Genomic DNA, 18,981 nt, shown 5'->3' on the forward strand with positions numbered 1-18,981 from the left:
GTTAGGAATTAGTTTACCATAGGTGTCGCCTGGAACGAAAAGACACCTCGATGCTTTAACCGGTGCCCCTTACCCACCCAGTAATCTTCAATTCCGGCGCGAAAATGTCGCGAGACAGGGATTGCGGAGCCGGCCAGCAAACGGATAATTGAAAGCATGAAGAGAGTTCGCAAGGCAGTTTTCCCGGTCGCCGGCCTCGGCACACGGTTTCTCCCGGCCACCAAGGCTGTTCCCAAGGAAATGCTGACCGTCGTCGACAGGCCGGTCATCCAATATGTCGTCGACGAGGCGCGCGAGGCGGGCATCGAGCATTTCATCTTCGTGACCGGCCGCAACAAGGCAGTCATAGAAGATCATTTCGATATCCAGTTCGAGCTCTATGACACGCTGGCACAGCGCGGCAAGGATGAGCAGCTTGCCCGCCTGCAGCGGCTGCAGCCGGCGCCGGGGCAGACCAGCTTCACCCGCCAGCAGGCACCGATGGGGCTCGGCCATGCCGTCTGGTGCGCGCGCGAACTGGTTGGCGACGAACCTTTCGCGCTGCTGTTGCCCGACATGATCATGCAGTCGGAAAAGAGCTGCATGAAGGCGATGGTCGAGCTGTACGAGGAAACCGGCAACAACATCATCGCGGTGCAGGAGTGCGATCCCGCCGAAGCCCATAAATACGGCATCGTCGGCCGCGGCGAGGATACGCATCATGGCTTCCGCATCACCGAGATGGTGGAAAAGCCGAAGACCGGCACCGCGCCGTCCAATCTCTACATCAATGGGCGCTACATCCTGCAGCCCGAGATCTTCAAGATACTCGAAGACCAGGAACAAGGTGCTGGCAACGAGATCCAGCTCACCGACGCGATGCTGAAACTGGAAAAGCAGCAGCCCTTCTATGGCTACCACTATCAGGGCCGCACCTTCGATTGCGGATCGCCGGAAGGCTTCGTCGAGGCCAATGTCGCCTTCGCGCTGTGGCGCAGCGACATGAACGAGAACATCGCTGGCGTCATCCGCACGCTGCTCGATGAGATAAAACCATCGGCGCGGCGCGGCGCGGCCTAAGGCAACCACCCCGCCATACTTCCTACCTCTGCACTTTCAGGCCCAGGTAGATGCTGTTGGCGGTGTAGTCGCGGCCAGGCAGGTTGCTGGTCAGCTTTTCGGTTCTCACCCGGCTGGTGAGGCCGGCATAGCGGTTCAACCACCATGTCAGCCCGGCTTCGGCGCTCAAGGTCATGTCGTGGCCATCGATGCCGATATAGTCGCGCCAGTCCAGGCCCAGAGCCGCATTCCCGGTCAGGTTGGCGCGAATCTGCCGTTCGCCCGTCAAGCGACCTGAATAGAGGATGTCGCCGCTTTGCCCGGCGGTGGTCGTGCCTTCGACGGTGGTCTTCCCGGTCAGGCCGATCATGGTGCCGCGTTCCGGCGACCATTTGAGGTCGGCGTTCATGGTCGCACCCGAGATCGCCTCCAGCCGGTCGTCGTCGATCGCTTCCCTTAGCCAGCCGGCCGAGAATTCGCCGGAGAGCTTCTCGCCCATGTCCAGTTGCAGGCCGGCGCGCGCGCCGAGCCGTGTCGAGGAGCGCTCGAAGCCATCGGTGTCGAAGCGAAGATCATAGGCCCGGCGACCGACCTCGATCTCGGTGAAGGGGGTGATGGCGGGGGAGATTTCGTAGCCGGTCCGCAAGGTCGCCGTATAGAGCGTGGAGTCGCGATCCTTCTGCGACAAGGAGGTGCCGTCCGAAAGCTTGGCGTTGCCATAGAAGTCGTGCGCGACCGCGCCGGTCAACGCATAGCGCATCTTGCCGACATCCTTCTCGATGCCGAGGCTGCCGTTCACGGTCTGCCGCAGCGGCTGCGAGGAGACACCGGCAATGGCGTCCGGCGACGAGGCCGATTCCGGTACGGCCTCGTAGCCGAGCTTGGCGATGGCGCGCAACTCATTGTCGAGGTCAACGTTGAGCTGGCCTTCGATGCGGCCCTGCGCATTATGAACCGGGTAACCCGATACGGTCTCGCGGAAAAGGCCGTAGCCGTCGATCGTCGCCGAGTTCTCGCGCCAGTCCGAGGCGGCGGAAAAGCGCAGCGCCGTCTCGGACAACAGCGCCGACTTGCCGGCATTGCTCGAATCGCCATTCGACGTGGCGGTGAGGCCCTGTTCGATCGTCGGCCGTATGACGAAGGAGCCCCACTTGACGCCGGTGGCGGCAAAGGGATCGTCCTCGACCTTCTTGTTCTGGCCTTCGATGGAGGCGATGCGTTCGGCGCCGGGGTCGAGCTTCTGCCGGTCGGCGCTGTCGATGGTGAGGGCACGGCGGTTGGCCGTCTGATCCGCGTCGGTATTGTCAGCGCTTCCCACCGCGGCCGCAGTGGCGCCCGTGGTCGCGGCGGGGCCCGTGGTCGCGGTCGTCGACTTCTTCTTCGATTTGTCGGCGGCCCTGGACTTGTCCGCCGCCTTTTGCCTGGCAGTCGATGGGCGGCGAGGCTTCGGCGGCGCCGTGGTGTCGGTGGATGTGTCGTCGGTGGCAGCCGGAGGATCGAAAACACTGCCGGTCGCGGTCGCGTCGTTGGTGTTCGTGTCGTCAGGCACGGCGCCGGCGCTGGCCGGCAGGTAGGTTCGCGCCGGTGCGTTGTCCTGCGCCGCGTTGGCCGATGCCTGCTGGGCCTGCTTGGCAAGAGCCAGTTTTCTCGCCTTGCGCTGCTGATCGGACAGGATCGCCGATTCCGAGACCTCGCCACGCAGTTCCGTTTCCTGGGCATGGAGGGGCGCCGGGCGCAGCAAGGCAAGCATGCTGGTCGCCAGCAGCAAGGCGCAGGCCGCCTTGCCCCTTCGTCCTCTTGATTTTTCTGGCTGGGCCCCGGACATCGCCACCACTGCTTGCGCGGCGCACGCGCGCCATACTTACCGAACCGTAAATGGGGATGGTTAACGGAGGGTTGAGGCAGCGACCCGCCGGCACCCTCGGCCGCCGATTTCCAAAGCGATACATGCGGCTTGCGCCAGGCGTCTTGTATTTCATGAATGCCGTTAGGCCAGACCACCGCACAGTCTTGGGCAATGCGCATCGGCGGCATTTCCGTTGGACAGGCGGACGGCAAAGCGCTAATCGCATCACCCATGCATGCGGGATCCCTCGATAAGAAGCCCTTGGACCGGCAAGCGTCGATCGCTTCGGCGCTGAGAACGGTGGCAACCGAACAGGCCGGTGTCGCGGCGCTCGCGGAGGCGCTCGAGAACGGACTGGCCGGGCCTTTCGCCCAGGCTGTCGACATCGTGTCAAAAATCGAAGGCCGGGTCATCGTCACCGGTGTCGGCAAAAGCGGCCACATCGGCTCGAAGATCGCGGCGACGCTGGCTTCGACCGGCACGCCGGCTTTCTTTGTCCATCCTGTCGAAGCCAATCACGGCGATCTCGGTATGATCGCCAAGGACGATGCCATCATCGCCATGTCGTGGTCGGGCGAGAGTCTCGAGCTCAAGGGCATCATCGCCTATTCCAGGCGGTTCTCCATTCCGCTGATTGCGATCACTGCCGGAGAGACGTCGGCGCTGGCGCGCGCGGCGGATGTGGTGCTCCTGCTGCCACGGGCTCAGGAAGCCTGTCCGCACGGCCTGGCGCCGACGACGTCGACGCTGCTGCAACTGGTGATGGGCGACGCGCTGGCGATCGCCTTGCTCGAGGCCCGCGGCTTCACACCGGACCATTTTCGCACCTTCCATCCCGGCGGCCAGCTCGGCGCCAACCTGACCCTGGTCTCCGAGATCATGCGGGTCGGCGATCAGATTCCGCTGGCCGTGCTAGGCACCAAGATGCCGGAAGCGGTCATGACGCTGTCTCAGAAAAAGGTCGGCTGCGTCTTGATCGTCGACACGAATGGCGAGCTGACCGGGATCATCACCGACGGCGATGTCGCGCGCAACCTGCACCGCAACCTGGCCGACGTTATCGTGGATGAGGTCATGACCCGCACGCCGAAGACGATCGATCCGCAGACGCTTGCGGGTACGGCGATCGCGCTGCTCAACGAGTACAATATCGGCGCGCTGGTGGTGACCAAGAACAACATGCCGTTGGGCGTGGTTCACTTCCACGATCTCTTGCGCATCGGCGCCGCCTGAAGGCTCAGACCGGCTCCACCGTCAGTTCCAGATCCGTATCGGCCGCAGCCGTCACCCGCACCTGCGTGCCAGCCGGCAGGTCCGGCCCGGAGACACGCCACAGCGTATCGCCCAGCCTGATGCGGCCGCGCCCGTTGGCGATCGGTTCGGCAAGCGTCGCCGTCTTGCCAACCATCTGCGCGCCGCGCCTGTTGAGCAGCGGCTGATCGGTCGGTTCGTCGCGGCCACCCACCAGCCTCTTGCCGACATAGGCCGAGACCAGCGACAGCGCCAGGAAGGCGAGGACCTGAACCTGCCAGGTCCAGAAGCCAGCATCCCAGAGCAACAGCGACACGGCGCCGATCAGAATTGCGGCGATGCCGACCCACAGCATGAAGATGCCCGGCGCGATGATTTCCATCGCCAGCAGGACGAAGCCGAGAACCATCCAGTTCCACGGGCCGAGTTCGGAAATGACACGATCGATCATGGCGTTCTCCTATGTTGGAGACATCAGTTGTCGGTTGGGCGCACGACCGGCGGGCGCGCGGCCTGCCGTTGCGCGCCGGCCGTGCCTTCGCCGCGGAAGACCTCCCTGGCGATCTCGCCGATGCCGCCGAGCGAGCCGATCAGAGACGACGCCTCGAAGGGCATCAGCACGATCTTGCTGTTGGTGGCCGTGCCGATCTTGCCCAGCGCCTCGGTGTATTTCTGCGCGACGAAGTAATTCAGCGCCTGCACGTCGCCCTTGGAAATCGCTTCCGACACCACCTGCGTGGCGCGGGCTTCCGCTTCGGCCGAACGCTCGCGCGCCTCGGCGTCGCGGAAGGCTGCTTCCTTGCGGCCCTCGGCCTCGAGGATCTGCGACTGCTTGAGACCCTCGGCAGCGAGGATCTGCGCGCGCTTGTTGCGCTCCGCGGTCATCTGCCGGCCCATCGATTCGATCAGATTGGCCGGCGGGTTGATGTCCTTGATCTCGACGCGGGTGATCTTGATGCCCCACGGATGCGCGGCTTCGTCGACGACGCGCAGCAGCCGCTCGTTGATGGCGTCGCGGTTGGACAAGAGCTCGTCGAGGTCCATCGAGCCCATGACGGTACGGATGTTGGTCATCGTCAGGTTGAGGATGGCGTTCTGCAAACCGGCAACCTGATAGGCGGCCTGTGCCGCATTGAGAATCTGGTAGAAGGCGATGCCGTCGACACCGACGATGGCGTTGTCGCGGGTGATGATCTCCTGGCTCGGAACGTCGAGCACCTGTTCCATCATGTTCATCTTGGCGCCGACGCGGTCGACGAAGGGCATGATGAGGTTGAGGCCAGGGCTCAGTGTCTTGGTGTAACGGCCAAAACGTTCGACGGTATAGTTATAGCCTTGCGGAATTGTCTTGATGCCCTTGAACAGCACCAGCACGACAAGCGCGACCAGAACAATGACCGCGATATCAAAACCACTGAAATCCATTTGGCTCTCCCTCAGACATCGGCCGCGCGAGCCATTCTCGCGCGGCCGACTTCACCAAAGACTTAAGTGTGTTTCAGGAGCGTTACAATCAGGTGATGAGGGATTGTTTGTGGGCTTGCGATCAGCGGTTGAAGGCAAACAGCCTTGCATCCGTGTCCTCCAGCCCGTTGATCGAGGCCGAGACAATTTCCGATGCGATCTGTGAAAAGGTGATGCCGTTGCCGCCGTAGCCCATGACGGCGTGGATGCGGGGGTGCCTGGGAATGGCACCGATATAGGGCAGGCCGGTGGTTGTGGTGCCGAAAGAACCGGCCCAGGCGAATTCGGGCCTGACATCGAGATGCGGAAACAGCCGGCCAAGCTTCTCGGATATCCGCGCGCTCTTTTCGGCGATCAGTCGATCTCGCCGCGTCTCGTCGACAAAATCCTCGTCCTCGCCGCCGCAGATGACCCGGCCGTCGGCCGTCGCGCGCATATAGAGGTACGGGTCCGAAGCCTCCCAGATGAACGCCGCCCGCGGCCAGATCTTTCGCGATTGCGAGCGCGTCGCCATCGCCCATGTCGAGATGATCTGGTGAGCCGCTGCCGGCACGACGTCGACCAGCTCGTAACCGGTGGCCAGAACAACATGCCGTGCCGTGATGGTCTGGCCATCCCTGGTCGCGACGACCACCTCGTCGGCGCTGTCCTCGATCGTCGTCGCTTCGACGGGGGCGTAGAAGCGTGCCTTCCGCTCGAGTGCCTCGAGCAGCAGCCCGGCCGTCAGTTTGCGCGGGTCGAGCGCGATGTTGCCATGGCTCAGGATGGCGCCGTCGCGGTCGATGCCGAATGTCTCCGCCAGCGGTGCCGGCGTGAGATAGGTCGCGGCGATGCCTGCTTGCCGACGCGCGTCGGCTTCATCACGCAATTCCGACGGGCCGAGCACCGTGCCGGCCAGATAGAGTGACTGGGTGCGGCTTGGGCCGCAGTTGATGCCGAGTTCGGCAATGCGGGCGGCGAGATTGGAGACGGCGAGCCGCGAGCGCCGCCAGGCCTGCTCCGCCGGGCCCTTGCCGATCATCTTCGAGAGCGTCGAAAGCGGCTGGTCGATTTCGAACTGCACCAGCGCGGTGGTTGCGGGGGTCGAGCCTTTCAGCGGGCCGCGGCGGTCGATACCAATCACCGAATGGCCGTCGGCCGTCAGCGCCTCGGCCATCATGGCACCGCTGATGCCCATGCCGATGATGAGCACATCGGTCTTCACGTCTCTTGTCAGACTAGCCGTCGGCACAGCAGGCGCGCGATAGGCGGACCAGACGGGCCGGCCGGTTCTGAGGTCGAGTTTGCGAGACATTGAATTCTCCGGAGGTGCCGCTCAACGCTCCGAAGCGTGTGTGGTTCCGGTGTCAGAGCGGCGAGCCGCTCCAACTCTTTGTTCGAGGCAATTCCGGACGGAAAACCGTTTCACACTTTTCCTGGAATTGCCTTATGCCCAGCCGGACAGTTCGCGCCGCACCATCGCCTCGATCACCGCCATGCCTTCGGCGCTGTCGTTGAGGCACGGGATGTGGGCGAAGTTCTTGCCGCCGGCATGGTGGAAGGTCTCGGCCGCCTCGCGGCCGATTTCGTCCAGCGTCTCGATGCAGTCGACCGAAAAGCCGGGATTGACGATGGCAATCGACTTCACGCCATCCTTGGCCAGTTTCTCCACCGTCTTGTCGGTATAGGGTTGCAGCCATTCCTGTGCGCCGAAGCGCGACTGGAAGGCGATGATCAGCTTCTTCTCGCTCCAACCGAGCCGTTCGCGCAACAGCCGCGTCGTCTTCTGGCAGTGGCAATGGTAGGGATCGCCCTTCTCGAAATAGGGCTTCGGGATGCCGTGATAGGAGGCGATGACGACCTCCGGCTCGAAATCCAGCGTCGCCAGATGCCGTTCGATCGAGCGGGCGAGCGCTTCGATATAGACGGGCTCGTCATGGTAAGGCGGCACGCTGCGGATGGCTGGCGCCGCACGCATCTTCATCAAGGCCCGAAAGAGCTGGTCATTGGCGGTGGCGGTGGTGGTCGCCGAGTATTGCGGATAGAGCGGGAACGACAGGATACGGTCGCAGCCTTTTTCGACCAGCCCCTGGGCAACGCTCGCGGTCGAAGGACTGCCATAGCGCATCGCCCAGTCGACGACGACATTGGGCAGGTCGGCGAGCGCCTCGGCCAGCTTTTCGCCCTGGGCACGGGTGTAGGTGCGCAGCGGCGACTCGTTCCTCTCCTGGTTCCAGATGCGGGCATAGTTGGCACCGGACTTCTTCGGTCGCGCGGTGAGCACAAGCCCATAGAGGATCGGATACCAGATCGCCCTGTTGAGTTCGATGACGCGCGGGTCGGACAGGAATTCCCGGAGATAACGCCACATCGACTTGAAATCGGTGCCGTCGGGCGTGCCGAGATTGACCAGCAGGACGCCGATCTTGCCAGCCTTGACCGGCGGATGTCCGGCCGGCAATGGGCCGATGGCCTTCGCGGGTTTGGGATCGACAGGGGTGGAAAGCGTCATGAGGGTTCTCCGGGAGACGCGAACCTAATCATCTCGCGCGCGCTTTCAATACCGCGTCTGGCCGCACCCTGGGCTGAAAACAGAAAACCCGCCCGAATTCACGGGCGGGTCTTCCTTTGAAAGGGGCGAAGCGACGTTACTTGGCTGGGATGGTCAGCGTCGCGCCAAGCTTAAGCTGGTGGGGCCTTTGGCCCTTGTTGGCCTCATAAATCTGTTTCCACTTCGTCGCGTCGCCATAGGCCTTCTTGGCCAGATCCCAATAGGTATCGCCGGCGACGATGACATGGCTGCTTTCGGCCGGAGCGGCCTCGGCCGGCTTTGCCGGCTCGGCAGCGGGCGCCGGAGTCACTGGCGCAGGTGCAGTCTCGGCTGGTTTGGCCGGTTCGGCGGGCGCCGGCGTCGACGGTGCGGTTTCGGCCGGTACGGCCGGCGGCGTGGCGGCGATATCGCCCGAATTGGCCGGCAGCGCTGGCATCGCCGGTTCGGCCGGCGCGGCTTCAGCTGGCTTTGCCGGTTCTGCAGCCGGAGCTGCTGGAGCCGCCTCCGCGGGTTTGGCGGGCTCGGCCGGCTTTGCTGGTTCGGCGGCAGGCGCTGCCGGAGCCGCCGCGACGGTCGCGGCGATCTCGGTGATGCGGCCGTCGAGCTTCGGCGTGTAGGGCCGGTGCGCGCCGAGATAGTCGGCGACGACCTGTTCGAGGCCCGGACCGTAGTCATAGGCGTTCTTGGCCTTCTCGGCGAAAACCTTGTAGCCGTCGCCGCCCTGGCGGACATAATTGTTGGTGGCGACGAGATAGTCCTTGTCCGGATTGAGCGGCGTCCAGGCGCCGCCCTCCATGACTTCCACCGACTTGACGCGGCCGGCATTGGGCGCGACCGACTTGTCGAAGGAGTATTTCAGGCCGGCGACCTGCGGGAAGCGGCCGGCGCCGTCCTCGATCTGGCTGAGACCGCTTTCGAGCCCCGCCACCAGGTCCTTGCCGGAAATCTGGAAGGTTGCCAGCGTGTTCTGGAACGGCAGCACGGTCAGCACCTCGCCCATGGTCACGGTGCCCTTGTCGATCGAGGCGCGCAGGCCGCCGCCATTGGAGATGACGATCTCGACGCCCTGTCCCTTGACGCGGTCGAGGATGGCGTCGGAGACGAGGTTGCCCATCGCGCATTCACGGGTGCGGCAGCTCTCGCGGCTGCCGTCGATCACGTCGGTGGTCTCGGCCACTTCCTTGTTCTTCAACGCCTCGATCGGCGCGCCAAGCTCCTTGATGCGGGCCAGCACGGCGGGATCGGGCGTGATCGACTTGTCGAGGTAGATCGGGTCGCCGCTGGCCGATTTGACGACGCCATTGTCGTCGAACACCACCTTGAACTCGCCGAGATATTTCGAATAGGACGCCGCCTGCACCACCGGCACCTTGTAGCCGTCCGGGTTGTCGACCATCGTCGGGTAGGGGCCTTCCGCCTTCGGGTCGGTGTTCGACAACAGCGAATGGCTGTGGCCGCCGACGACGACGTCGATGCCCGGGATCCTGGCAATGACATCGCGCTCGCGCCTGTAGCCGATATGGGTTACGGCGATGATCTTGTTGACGCCCTCGCCCTTCAGTTTCTCGACCTCGGCGGTGATCGACTTGACGTCGTCCTCAATGCTGATGTTGGGGCCGGGCGAGGCGAGTTCCGGCGTGTCGTTGGTGACGGCGCCGATGATGCCGATCTTCTGGCCACCGACCTCGACGACGATCGACGGCTTGACGCGGTCGCCGAGCTTGGACTGCGCGTTGGCCTTCACATTGGCGCCGAGCACCGGAAACTTGATCATGTCGAGGAACGGCGCCAGCGCCGTTTCGCCGTCATCGAACTCGTGGTTGCCGAGCGCCATGGCGTCGAACCTCATCTCGTTGAGGAACTCGCCTTCGACCTTGCCCTTGTAGGTCGTGTAGAACAGGGACCCCTGGAAATTGTCGCCGGCGCTGAGCAGCAGCAGGTTCTGGCCTTCGAGCTTCTTGCGTTCCTGGGCGATCGCGGTGATCAGCCGGCCCGCGCCGCCGATGCATTCGCCCTTGGTCTCCTCCTCGGCCGAGCAGGTCGACTCGTATTTGTTGTTGCCTTCGATGCGGCTGTGCCAGTCGTTGATGTGCAGGATGTTCAGTGTGTAGTCGGCAAAGGATGCGCCAGCCGACAGGCCGAGCGTGGAGGCAGAAAGGGCGGCAATGGCAGCAAGTTTCTTCATCTTCGTCTCCCGGAAAGCTGATCAGAGGCGTTTAACGCTCTTGCCAGACTGGAACATGACAGCCGGCATTTTCCGACATGTTCCCATCGCGTTCCGGATGACGCAAGCGGAAATCCGGATGCGCTTTGCCGGCATAAAAAAGGACGGCGGCCATCGGCCGCCGTCCTGCGCAGGAATGGATGCGCTGGTTCAGGTGCGCCGTGTCAGCACGAAATTCTGGCCCGAGGCGCTGGTGCAGTTGAGCTGGCTTGTCGAAACCATCAGGCAGTTGAAGCTGACCGGCGTCTGGCGGATCAGCGAGGTGCCGTTGATCTGCACCGAAGTGGCACCGGTCATCGTGTAGCTGCCGTCGGCGAGCTTCTGGCCTGTGTCGGTGGCGACTGTCGTAAAGGTACCGCCGGTGAAGGTCGAAAGGCCGGTGCCCTTGGCATCGATCCAGGAGCCTTCGACGCCTTTCGGCGCGGCCGCCATCGGCGGCTGATCAGGGCCGCTGGTGGCGCAAGCGGCAAGCATCGTCGCAAGGGCGCCAGCCATGCTCATCGAAAGAACTTTGCGCGCAATGGTCATATGAAAATCCTCTCCTCTCGCATCGGCCCGAAAATCGGAATCGATTTTCGGGAAGCCCCGATGCGTGCATCCAAGTTTCGAGAGCGTACCTTGTGCGTCCAAATGGACGCACGTCGCTCTCGTCCGCATCCCTTCAATCGCCCGATTTCCGGGCGATTGCAAGGCAGGGAGATATGCTCCGCAGGGTGCTATCGAACGAGGATGTTGCGGAATTGCCACGGGTCGTTCCGGTCGAGGTCTTCCGGGAACAGGCCGGGGCGGTTATCGAGCGGCGTCCAGTCGGTGTAGTGGCCCTCGATCGGCCCGAGATACTGGGACTGCACTTCCAGGCAGCGCCTGTAGTCCATCTCGTCGGCCTCGACGATGCCGGCCTGCGGGTTTTCCAATGCCCAGACCATGCCGGCAAGAACCGCCGAGGTGACCTGCATGCCTGTGGCGTTCTGGTAGGGCGCCAGCTTGCGCGCCTCGGCGAGCGAGAGATGCGAGCCGTACCAGTAGGCATTCTTGTCGTGGCCGTAGAGCAGCACGCCGAGTTCGTCGACGCCGTCGACCAGTTCATTCTCGTCGAGCACGTGGTGTACCGGCTGAGCCTTGCCGGCGGCGCCGAACATCTCGTGTAGCGACAGCACCGCGTCATTGCAGGGATGGTAGGCATAATGACAGGTCGGGCGGTAATGCACCTTGCCCTTCTTGCCGCGCACGGTGAAGAAATCGGCGATCGAGATCGCCTCGTTGTGCGTCACCAGGAAGCCGTATTGCGGGCCGGGCGTCGGGCACCATGAGCGCACGCGCGTGTTGGCGCCGGGCTGTTCCAGATAGATCGCGGCCTTGGAGCCATGCTTGTGCTTCTTGGCGTTCTTCGGCATCCACTTCTCATGCGTGCCCCAGCCGAGCTCGGCGGGCTGAAGGCCCTCGGAGATGAAGCCCTCGACCGACCATGTGTTCCAGAACACATTCATCGGCTTCGGCTTCTTGGCGCGCTGGGTGTCGCGCTCGGCGATGTGGATGCCCTTGACGCCGGCCTTCTTCATCAGCCTGGCCCAGCCCTCGCGATCTTCCTGCGCGGGTTCTGAAAATTCGAGGCCAAGATCGGTGGCGAGGTTGACCAGGGCCTGCTTGACGAACCACGAGACCATGCCTGGATTGGCGCCGCAGGTCGAGACCGCCGTCGCGCCGCCGGGCTTGTCGTGCTTTTCCTTGATCAGCGCCTCGCGCAGCGCATAGTTGGTGCGGCTGGCATTGTCGGCATTGGCATCGAAATAGAAACCAAGCCATGGCTCGACGACGGTGTCGATGTAGAGCACACCGAGCTTGCGGCAGAGCCGCATCAGATCCACCGAGCCGGTATCGACCGACAGGTTGATGCAAAAGCCCTGGCCGCCACCATTGGTCAGAAGCGGCGTGAGCAGCTTCTTGTAGTTCTTCTCGGTCACTGCTTCCTGAACGAAGGCGATGCCGCGCTCGTCGAGCAGCTTGCGGTCGGTGTCGCGCGGGTCGATGACCGTCATGCGCGACTTGTCGAACTTGAAATGGCGTTCGATCAGCGGCAGCGTTCCCCGGCCGATCGAACCAAAGCCGATCATCACGACAGGGCCGGTGATCTCACCGTAAACGGGCCAGTTTTCAGTCGCCATTTTATCGAACACTCCTTCAAAACCCAGGAAACCGGGGAAAACACGCGCGAAACCGGGCATTTCTTGCCCGGCGGCCATGCGCTACATCACAGATCATTGTCACAAACCAGCGAAAAGCGCCAACCAGCGGCTACGTGTCATTGGCCATGTGGTTAAGGACGACAACCAGCCGGTCGCGGTCTGATGTCAGGCCCTTGTAGTCGAGCTGGGCGAGATCGAGGGCTTCGAGCTGGGCCGCGAAAGACGCCGCGAGCTTCCCCCGATCCGGGTGCCGCGCCATCACCGCCAGGGGATCGAGATGGATGCGGATGGTGAACAGGATGTCGCGCGATGCCGGCAGCTTCCTCAGAGTCTGCCGCTCGACCCGGATGAAGGCATGCGCGTCGATGTCGCCATCCGGAAACCGCGACGGGCGGTTGGTGGCGCGGTCGATGCGCTGCAGGTCGGAGAGCGGATGGTAGAGCGCGTTATCGGACTGGATCGACCAGTTGTAGCGCTCGACGGCCTGGCCCTGGAGGCCGTCGAACATGCGGTTGATCAGCTCGGCGGGCCTTGTGCCCGGACCGAAACCCGGCACCGGCGCATGGATATCCTGCAGCGGCCGGCCGAATTTCTCGACCAGCGACCAGGAAGAGGGAAAGCACAGCGAGCCGGCGACAAGCCGCCAGCCTTTGTCGTCGCGGCGCATCAGGATCAGATCTTCCTGGATGAGCAGCGAGGCCGCGACAAGCGGGGCGCCATCGAGACCGGAAGGGGCGGTGAAACGGCTCGCCGCACCCACTGCCTCGATGCCCGAACCGGTGCTCCGATAGGTGTCTGGGAACTTCTCCCGTAAATGTGTGCCGAGCAGGTCGAGCACTTCCTGCTGGGCATCTCGCGTGCCGTCCTCCTCGACGAAAACCCGCTCGGGGATCTCAGCATAGAGCCGGCGCTTCTCGGCGAGATACGGCAGCAGATGGTCGTCGACCTCGATCCAGTCCGCCGGATCGAGCGGCTTCAGCCCGATGGTGAAGAGTTTCGACGAGCCGTCATAGGGCGTATGGGTGGGCAGGATCTCGGCCAAGCTCATGCTTCCCTGAAAGAGTCGAGCCCGGTCGCGGTCATCCTCGCCGTGAATTCGGTGACATCGTATTCGGCCGCGCCTGCCTTGGCGAAAGGGTCGGCGGCCAAGCTGGCATCAAGCACGTCGCGAGAGCCGCGCGCGATGATGATGCCGCCGGTGCGCGGTTTCTTCGGCCCGGAGGCGACGAAGATACCTTCCGCATAGCAGGCCTTCAGCCATTCGACATGCGCCGCCTGTAAGCGGTCGATCTCGGTCAGCGGCACCTTGTAGTTCAGCGAAACGATGAACATGGCATTCTCCCAGACACGTTTGGCCCTCTGACAAGCTGGCTCTCAGGCAAGTCTCGCGGGGATCAGTCCGCGCAGCGAGTTGCCAACGAACAGCGCCTTGGCGGATTGCAGATCAGCCAGGCTGTATATCGCTTCGCGTGCGCGGCCTTCATCCAGAAGCTCCGCGCGCAATACACCAGGCAGCAGGCCGCAGTCGAGCCGGGGCGTCGCCAGCATGCCGTCGCCAAGATCGGCGAAGACGTTGGTGATGGTGCCTTCGCAGATTTCGCCGCGTTCATTGGCCAGCAGCACCTCGTCGGCCTGGGTGATAAGATATTCGGCGCGGGCGTGGCTGTAGACCTGCCGCCGGCTGGTCTTGTGGCGCAGCAGCATGTCGTGCGAATCGAGCCTTGTCCGCGCCAGCCGCAGCACCCAGACCTTGTCGGCGGCGAGCCGTTCATAGGGCTGCGCGGAGGCGGACACCTCGCCGTGGCGCGACAGGACGAGGCGCGTGCGCAGCGCAATGCCGGACCGGTTCACCGCGCTGCTCAGGGCCTCGCCGACCTTGCCCGGATCATGGAGGAAGCCCAATTCCGCCGCCGACCCGTAGAGACGCGCCAGATGGCGCTCGAACCGCAGGAAACCCGAGCCGGGTTCCCAACGCATGGTCTCGATCAGGTCGAAATTGGCGGCGTTCCCGTCGCGAAGCGCGCTTTCAAGAGACACTCCTGATACTCCTCCTGCGCCGTCGAATCGAAGACGATGCCGCCACCGACATTGTAGACGGCCTCGCCGCTGGAAAAGAGCGAGATGGTGCGGATCGCCACGGAAAAGCGCATCGTGCCGCCGGGCGCGATCCAGCCGATGGCGCCGCAATAGACGTCGCGCGGCGTCCCCTCCAGGTCGTGCAGGATCTCCATGGCGCGGATCTTTGGCGCACCGGTGATCGAGCCGCAAGGAAACAGCGCCGCGAGGAGCTGGCGGATGGTGAGGCCCGGCAGCAGTCTCGCCCTGACGTCGCTCACCATCTGGTGGACGGTCGGATAGGTTTCGATGCGGAACAGCGCCGGCACCTCCAGCGTGCCGACCTCGCTGATCAGCGAGATATCGTTGCGCAGCAGATCGACGATCATCCGGTTCTCGGCCTGGTTCTTCTCGTCGTTACGCAGGAAGATCTTCTGCCGTTCGTCCTCGGCTTTGGTCGCGCCACGCGGCGCCGTGCCTTTCATCGGATGCGTCTCGATCATGCCTTCGGCGTCGATCTCGAAGAACAGCTCCGGCGAACGCGACAGCACGATGGGCTCGCCGAGCGCGACCAGCGCGCCATACTTCACCGGCTGGCGTTCTGTCAGCGCGTCGAAGGCGGCCAGCGGGTCGCCCGACCATTGCGCATGCACCGGAAAGGTTAGATTGCCCTGGTAGCAATCGCCTTGCCTGATGTGCCGGTGCAGCCGCGCGAAGCGCTTTTCGTAATCCTCGAACGACCAGGTTGCGCGGGCATCGAAGATCGGGCCGTTGGTCGCCGCAGCATTGCGGGGCGGCACCGCCTGTTCGACCGGCGTATCGAAGACACCCAGGCAGACAAGAGGCGCTCGGCGTCCGTCCGGCAGCAGGGGAACGAGCTTTGGTTCAAGCAGGTATCCCGCCTCGTAGGAAAAATAGCCGGCCAGCCATTTGCCGGCGTCGTGCGCGGCTTGTGCCGCCGCCAGCGCCGGCCCGAAATCCTTTGCCTCATGCGCCACGATGATTTCGGCCGGCCGGTCGAAAACGAGCTCGCGCGCGCTTTCGTCGTTGCGGAAAATTGCGGCGGGCAGGGACATGGGACTCGGATGCTGCGGTCTATGAAGCCATCGACCGCTCTATATGGGGGGCCGCCCACGCGCAATCGAGGGAACGGCAGCCTCTCCCTCAAAGCCGACCTCTGGGCCGGCCTCGCGGCCAAAAGCAAACCGGCGGCGCCATGGTCGCGCCGCCGGCCGCAGTCGTTGGAGCCTGCCAACCGCTCAGGTGTTGCTGGCGGTTCCCGCCGTCGGAAACTGCTTGGCGAATTCCTTCTCGTTGCCGGCGGCGAGCAGCTTGGCCTGCTCGATCCAGCGTTCGCGCGCGATGCGGCCGTCGAAGTTCATGACATCCTCGATCCGTTTGATGTCGGCGGCGGTCCAGGCGGCGATCTGGGCGAAGCTGGTGACACCCTGCGCCTTGAGCAGCTTCTCGTTGGCCGGGCCAATGCCGATCAACCGGCGTAGATTATCGGGCTTGCCGGATGCTGGCTTGGCTGTCGCCGTCGCCGCTTTCTTGGCGGCCGCCGCCTTTGGCGCGGCCGAACTCTTGGCTGCCGAGGCCGAGCCGGCGGGTTTGCTCGCCACGGATCTGGCCGGCGCCGTTGCCTTGGCCGCAGGCTTCGCCGCGGCCGGCTTTGGCGCCGGCGATTTTGCGGGGGTGGCCTTCGCGGCGGCCGGTTTGGCGGGTGCAGGCTTTGCGGGAGCGGATTTGGCCGCCGCGGATGTCGACATCAAAGCCGCGGGCGCCTGGCTGGCCGGCTTTGCCGCGCTGGTCCCGGCAGCAGGCGTTGCCTGCGCCTCGCGCAGCCGGCGCTCGAGATCGGCGCGGGTCTTGCCGCATGCATCCAGTTCGCCGGTCAGGCGGTCGCTGTCGGCGCGCAACTTGTCGCGCTCACTGCGTGTGCGGTCGAGGTCGCCGCGCACGCTGTCGAGCTCGCCGCGCAGACGTCCCCAGATGAACCAGCCAACCAACAAACCCACAAGGAACGCCAGGAGCATGTAGAAAAAAGTGCCCATTGTCTCTTTCTCCAGTCAGGTCCGTCTGCCGTGGCATGAGGCCATGACTTTCGGAAGGACTACTCGATGGTGGTTCCGCGGGTTCGCAGAACAGCCGGCTTCGATCGAGCTGTCGGCGATGGCTTTGCTTGCCCATGGCCAACGGCCGTTGTCGCGTTCGCCTGAGCGCCACGTCCGGCTGGGACTTCTCCTCGCCGATCCGCATGGGCTCCGGCTGAGCTTGGAGCGAAGCTACCATAGAGCTTGTGGAAAGCTATCGGAAAACTTCCGTGGAGAGTACTTCAAGAACAGATATTCAGGCCAAGAATAGAGCTGTTACCCATATGCATTCCGGCTAAACTGCTTTGCGAACAGATGAGATCTACGGGACGCGTTTCATGCGTCGAGCGCTTCGAGCTCGTCGATCAGGCCGCTGATCACGCCCAACCCGATTTGCCAGAAGGCGGGATCGGCGGCGTTGAGGCCGAAGGGCGCCAGAAGCTCGGAATGATGCTTGGTGCCGCCGGCGCGCAGCATCTCGAAATACTTGTCCTGGAAACCGCGCTCGGCGTTCTGGTAGACCGCGTAGAGCGAGTTCACCAGGCAGTCGCCGAACGCATAGGCATAGACGTAGAAGGGCGAATGGATGAAGTGCGGGATGTAGGTCCAGAACACCTCGTAGCCTTCGCGCAGCTTGATCGCCGGCCCGAGACTCTCAGCCTGCACTTCCAGCCAGAACTGGCCGAGCCTGTCGGAGGTCAGTTCCCCGTTCTTGCGCTCGGCATGCACCTTGCGCTCGAATTCGTAGAAGGCGATCTGGCGCACGACCGTGTTGATCATGTCCTCGACCTTCTGGGCGAGCATGGCCTTGCGCTCGCGCCTGTCGGAGGTCTGGTCGAGCAGCGAGCGGAAGGTCAGCATCTCGCCGAAGACCGACGCCGTTTCGGCCAGCGTCAGCGGCGTCGAGGCCATCAGCGCGCCCTGGCCGCCGGCCAGCACCTGATGCACGCCATGGCCAAGCTCGTGCGCCAGCGTCATCACATCGCGCGGCTTGCCCATGTAGTTGAGCAGGACATAGGGATGCGCCGACGGCACGGTCGGATGCGCGAAGGCGCCGGGCGACTTGCCCGGCCGCACCGGCGCGTCGATCCAGTTGCGGTCGAAGAAGGTCCGCGCGATCTCGGCCATGTCGGGCGAAAAGCGTTGATAGGCGGAAAGCACGGTGTTCCTGGCCTCGTCCCAGCCGATGATCGCCTGCGGCGTATCCGGCAACGGCGCGTTGCGGTCCCAGTGGTTCATCACCTCCATGCCCAGCCAGCGTGCCTTCATCGCGTAGTAGCGGTGCGATAGGCGCGGATAGGCCTCGCGCACCGCCGTGGCGAGCGCATCGACCACGCCGCGCTCGACACGGTTGGCGAGATGACGTGAATCGGCGATGTCCTCGAAGCCGCGCCAGCGGTCGGATATTTCCTTGTCCTTGGCCAGCGTGTTGGTGATCAGCGTGAAGGTGCGCAGACTCTTGCGGAAGGTCGCGGCCAACGCCTCGGAGGCCCGCCGGCGCACCTCGCCGTCGGCGTCCTGCAGGCGGTTGAGCGCCGGTTCCAGCGTCAGCTCCTCGCCATCGATGTCGAACCGAAGGTCGGTCATCGTCTCGTCGAACAGGCGGTTCCAGGCACCGCGTCCGGTGATCGATTTCTCGTGGAAAAGCTGTTCGACGCGATCCTCGAGCTGGTAGGGCTTGTCCTTGCGCAGGTCGAGCACCCATGGCCGGTAGTGGCCGAACGCGGGATCGGCGGCCAGCGCGCCTTCGATCGCCGCGTCGTCGATCAGGTTGAGTTCGAGCGTGAAGAACAGAAGGTGGGCGCTGGCGTCGGTCATCTTCTCCTGGACGTCGCCATAGAGCTTGGCGCGCTGCGGATCGGCGGTGTTTCCGGCATAGACCAGGCCCGCATAGGAGACGATGCGGCCGATCAGTTCCTCCAGCGCCTCGTAGGCGACAAGCGCCTCGCCCAGCCTGCCGGCGCCGCCGCGCCCGGCCTCGGCGGCCAGCGTGCCCTTCCAGCGGCTCTCGAAGCTGATTGCGTCAGTGGCGGCCCTGGCAACGTCGCGCTGCAGTTCCGGCGCCTCCATGCCGGCATAGAGATCGGCAAGGTTCCACTCCGGCAGGTCGCCAAGCTCGGCCGCGCCCTGACTGGACGTGGGCGCCGCAAGCTGACGACCGGAAACCATGCGCATTGCCAACACCTTCCGTGACCAAGGTTCAAGGAGAAACGTGAAGCCGGTCAAATCCTAAGGAATTCGTTCACCGGGTTTTTTGAAACCTTATTTAGAACCCTGTGCCAAGATGGTCCACAGGG

Annotated in this window: 17 protein-coding genes; 2 read left to right on the plus strand and 15 right to left on the minus strand. The window is 63.9% G+C overall.

From position 1 onward, the window contains the following. The first annotated feature begins 156 nt into the window (after nucleotides 1-156). Nucleotides 157-1,059, plus strand: coding sequence for a UTP--glucose-1-phosphate uridylyltransferase GalU (gene galU, locus OOJ09_RS09340; protein WP_269904943.1), 903 nt, complete (start codon nucleotides 157-159; stop codon nucleotides 1,057-1,059). A 22-nt stretch (nucleotides 1,060-1,081) separates the two neighbouring features. Here galU and OOJ09_RS09345 read toward each other — a convergent pair whose 3' ends face one another. Further along, the gene (locus OOJ09_RS09345) at nucleotides 1,082-2,863 is read right to left on the minus strand and encodes an outer membrane beta-barrel protein (protein ID WP_269904944.1); all 1,782 of its coding nucleotides are present in this window, start codon (nucleotides 2,861-2,863) and stop codon (nucleotides 1,082-1,084) included. Nucleotides 2,864-3,115: 252 nt separating this feature from the next. On the opposite strand from OOJ09_RS09345, the gene OOJ09_RS09350 reads away from it, so the two are divergent. Beyond that, the gene (locus tag OOJ09_RS09350; protein ID WP_269904945.1) at nucleotides 3,116-4,117 is read left to right on the plus strand and encodes a KpsF/GutQ family sugar-phosphate isomerase; all 1,002 of its coding nucleotides are present in this window, start codon (nucleotides 3,116-3,118) and stop codon (nucleotides 4,115-4,117) included. A gap of 4 nt (nucleotides 4,118-4,121) precedes the next feature. On the opposite strand, the gene OOJ09_RS09355 is transcribed toward OOJ09_RS09350, so the two are convergent. The 14 genes from OOJ09_RS09355 to OOJ09_RS09420 form a co-directional block, all read right to left on the minus strand. Continuing rightward, complete coding sequence (locus OOJ09_RS09355; protein WP_269904946.1) at nucleotides 4,122-4,586, minus strand: NfeD family protein; 465 nt, start codon at nucleotides 4,584-4,586, stop codon at nucleotides 4,122-4,124. Between the two features lie 23 nt (nucleotides 4,587-4,609). Next, a complete protein-coding gene (locus tag OOJ09_RS09360) occupies nucleotides 4,610-5,560 on the minus strand; it encodes an SPFH domain-containing protein (RefSeq protein WP_269904947.1) in 951 nt (316 codons plus the stop codon). 121 nt (nucleotides 5,561-5,681) lie between these two features. Beyond that, nucleotides 5,682-6,893 carry an NAD(P)/FAD-dependent oxidoreductase gene (locus tag OOJ09_RS09365; RefSeq protein ID WP_269904948.1) on the minus strand — a complete coding sequence of 404 codons (1,212 nt, stop codon included), beginning with the start codon at nucleotides 6,891-6,893 and terminating at the stop codon, nucleotides 5,682-5,684. 132 nt (nucleotides 6,894-7,025) lie between these two features. Next, nucleotides 7,026-8,090, minus strand: coding sequence for a ferrochelatase (gene hemH / locus OOJ09_RS09370; protein ID WP_269904949.1), 1,065 nt, complete (start codon nucleotides 8,088-8,090; stop codon nucleotides 7,026-7,028). 136 nt (nucleotides 8,091-8,226) lie between these two features. Continuing rightward, complete coding sequence (locus OOJ09_RS09375) at nucleotides 8,227-10,314, minus strand: 5'-nucleotidase C-terminal domain-containing protein (protein ID WP_269904950.1); 2,088 nt, start codon at nucleotides 10,312-10,314, stop codon at nucleotides 8,227-8,229. A gap of 31 nt (nucleotides 10,315-10,345) precedes the next feature. After that, nucleotides 10,346-10,468: a hypothetical protein gene (locus OOJ09_RS09380; protein WP_269904951.1), complete on the minus strand. Its 123-nt coding sequence runs from the start codon at nucleotides 10,466-10,468 to the stop codon at nucleotides 10,346-10,348. Nucleotides 10,469-10,503: 35 nt separating this feature from the next. Continuing rightward, nucleotides 10,504-10,881 (minus strand): hypothetical protein, encoded by a 378-nt coding sequence (locus tag OOJ09_RS09385; protein ID WP_269904952.1) that lies wholly within the window; start codon nucleotides 10,879-10,881, stop codon nucleotides 10,504-10,506. A gap of 188 nt (nucleotides 10,882-11,069) precedes the next feature. Then, on the minus strand, nucleotides 11,070-12,515 hold the full coding sequence (locus OOJ09_RS09390) for a homospermidine synthase (RefSeq protein ID WP_269904953.1): 1,446 nt from the start codon (nucleotides 12,513-12,515) through the stop codon (nucleotides 11,070-11,072). Nucleotides 12,516-12,645: 130 nt separating this feature from the next. Beyond that, nucleotides 12,646-13,584, minus strand: a complete 939-nt coding sequence (locus OOJ09_RS09395; protein ID WP_269904954.1) for a heme-dependent oxidative N-demethylase family protein — start codon at nucleotides 13,582-13,584, stop codon at nucleotides 12,646-12,648. Then, entirely contained in the window at nucleotides 13,581-13,868 is a 288-nt protein-coding gene (locus OOJ09_RS09400) for a YciI family protein (RefSeq protein WP_269904955.1), read from the minus strand. The genes OOJ09_RS09395 and OOJ09_RS09400 overlap by 4 nt, the downstream gene beginning before the upstream one ends. Before the next feature lie 42 nt (nucleotides 13,869-13,910). Then, complete coding sequence (locus tag OOJ09_RS09405; protein WP_269904956.1) at nucleotides 13,911-14,573, minus strand: aminotransferase class IV family protein; 663 nt, start codon at nucleotides 14,571-14,573, stop codon at nucleotides 13,911-13,913. Then, nucleotides 14,522-15,667 carry an aminodeoxychorismate synthase component I gene (locus OOJ09_RS09410; protein WP_269904957.1) on the minus strand — a complete coding sequence of 382 codons (1,146 nt, stop codon included), beginning with the start codon at nucleotides 15,665-15,667 and terminating at the stop codon, nucleotides 14,522-14,524. The genes OOJ09_RS09405 and OOJ09_RS09410 overlap by 52 nt, the downstream gene beginning before the upstream one ends. 183 nt (nucleotides 15,668-15,850) lie before the next feature. Next, nucleotides 15,851-16,645 carry a proton-conducting membrane transporter gene (locus OOJ09_RS09415; protein ID WP_269904958.1) on the minus strand — a complete coding sequence of 265 codons (795 nt, stop codon included), beginning with the start codon at nucleotides 16,643-16,645 and terminating at the stop codon, nucleotides 15,851-15,853. Between the two features lie 375 nt (nucleotides 16,646-17,020). After that, entirely contained in the window at nucleotides 17,021-18,859 is a 1,839-nt protein-coding gene (locus OOJ09_RS09420; protein WP_269904959.1) for a M3 family oligoendopeptidase, read from the minus strand. Nucleotides 18,860-18,981 lie beyond the last annotated feature (122 nt).

The sequence above is a fragment of the Mesorhizobium qingshengii genome, assembly GCF_027563465.1.
Lineage (GTDB): Bacteria > Pseudomonadota > Alphaproteobacteria > Rhizobiales > Rhizobiaceae > Mesorhizobium > Mesorhizobium qingshengii_A.

Bases quoted from the DNA above. Each gene is read 5' to 3' on its own strand.
- OOJ09_RS09420 (WP_269904959.1), bottom strand. From the start codon at position 18,859: ATGCGCATGGTTTCCGGTCGTCAGCTTGCGGCGCCCACGTCCAGTCAG.
- OOJ09_RS09380 (WP_269904951.1), bottom strand. From the start codon at position 10,468: ATGGCCGCCGTCCTTTTTTATGCCGGCAAAGCGCATCCGGATTTCCGC.
- OOJ09_RS09355 (WP_269904946.1), bottom strand. From the start codon at position 4,586: ATGATCGATCGTGTCATTTCCGAACTCGGCCCGTGGAACTGGATGGTT.
- hemH (WP_269904949.1), bottom strand. From the start codon at position 8,090: ATGACGCTTTCCACCCCTGTCGATCCCAAACCCGCGAAGGCCATCGGC.
- OOJ09_RS09385 (WP_269904952.1), bottom strand. From the start codon at position 10,881: ATGACCATTGCGCGCAAAGTTCTTTCGATGAGCATGGCTGGCGCCCTT.
- OOJ09_RS09390 (WP_269904953.1), bottom strand. From the start codon at position 12,515: ATGGCGACTGAAAACTGGCCCGTTTACGGTGAGATCACCGGCCCTGTC.
- OOJ09_RS09410 (WP_269904957.1), bottom strand. From the start codon at position 15,667: ATGTCCCTGCCCGCCGCAATTTTCCGCAACGACGAAAGCGCGCGCGAG.
- OOJ09_RS09400 (WP_269904955.1), bottom strand. From the start codon at position 13,868: ATGTTCATCGTTTCGCTGAACTACAAGGTGCCGCTGACCGAGATCGAC.
- OOJ09_RS09395 (WP_269904954.1), bottom strand. From the start codon at position 13,584: ATGAGCTTGGCCGAGATCCTGCCCACCCATACGCCCTATGACGGCTCG.
- OOJ09_RS09365 (WP_269904948.1), bottom strand. From the start codon at position 6,893: ATGTCTCGCAAACTCGACCTCAGAACCGGCCGGCCCGTCTGGTCCGCC.
- OOJ09_RS09360 (WP_269904947.1), bottom strand. From the start codon at position 5,560: ATGGATTTCAGTGGTTTTGATATCGCGGTCATTGTTCTGGTCGCGCTT.
- OOJ09_RS09350 (WP_269904945.1), top strand. From the start codon at position 3,116: ATGCATGCGGGATCCCTCGATAAGAAGCCCTTGGACCGGCAAGCGTCG.
- OOJ09_RS09415 (WP_269904958.1), bottom strand. From the start codon at position 16,645: ATGGGCACTTTTTTCTACATGCTCCTGGCGTTCCTTGTGGGTTTGTTG.
- OOJ09_RS09375 (WP_269904950.1), bottom strand. From the start codon at position 10,314: ATGAAGAAACTTGCTGCCATTGCCGCCCTTTCTGCCTCCACGCTCGGC.
- OOJ09_RS09345 (WP_269904944.1), bottom strand. From the start codon at position 2,863: ATGTCCGGGGCCCAGCCAGAAAAATCAAGAGGACGAAGGGGCAAGGCG.
- galU (WP_269904943.1), top strand. From the start codon at position 157: ATGAAGAGAGTTCGCAAGGCAGTTTTCCCGGTCGCCGGCCTCGGCACA.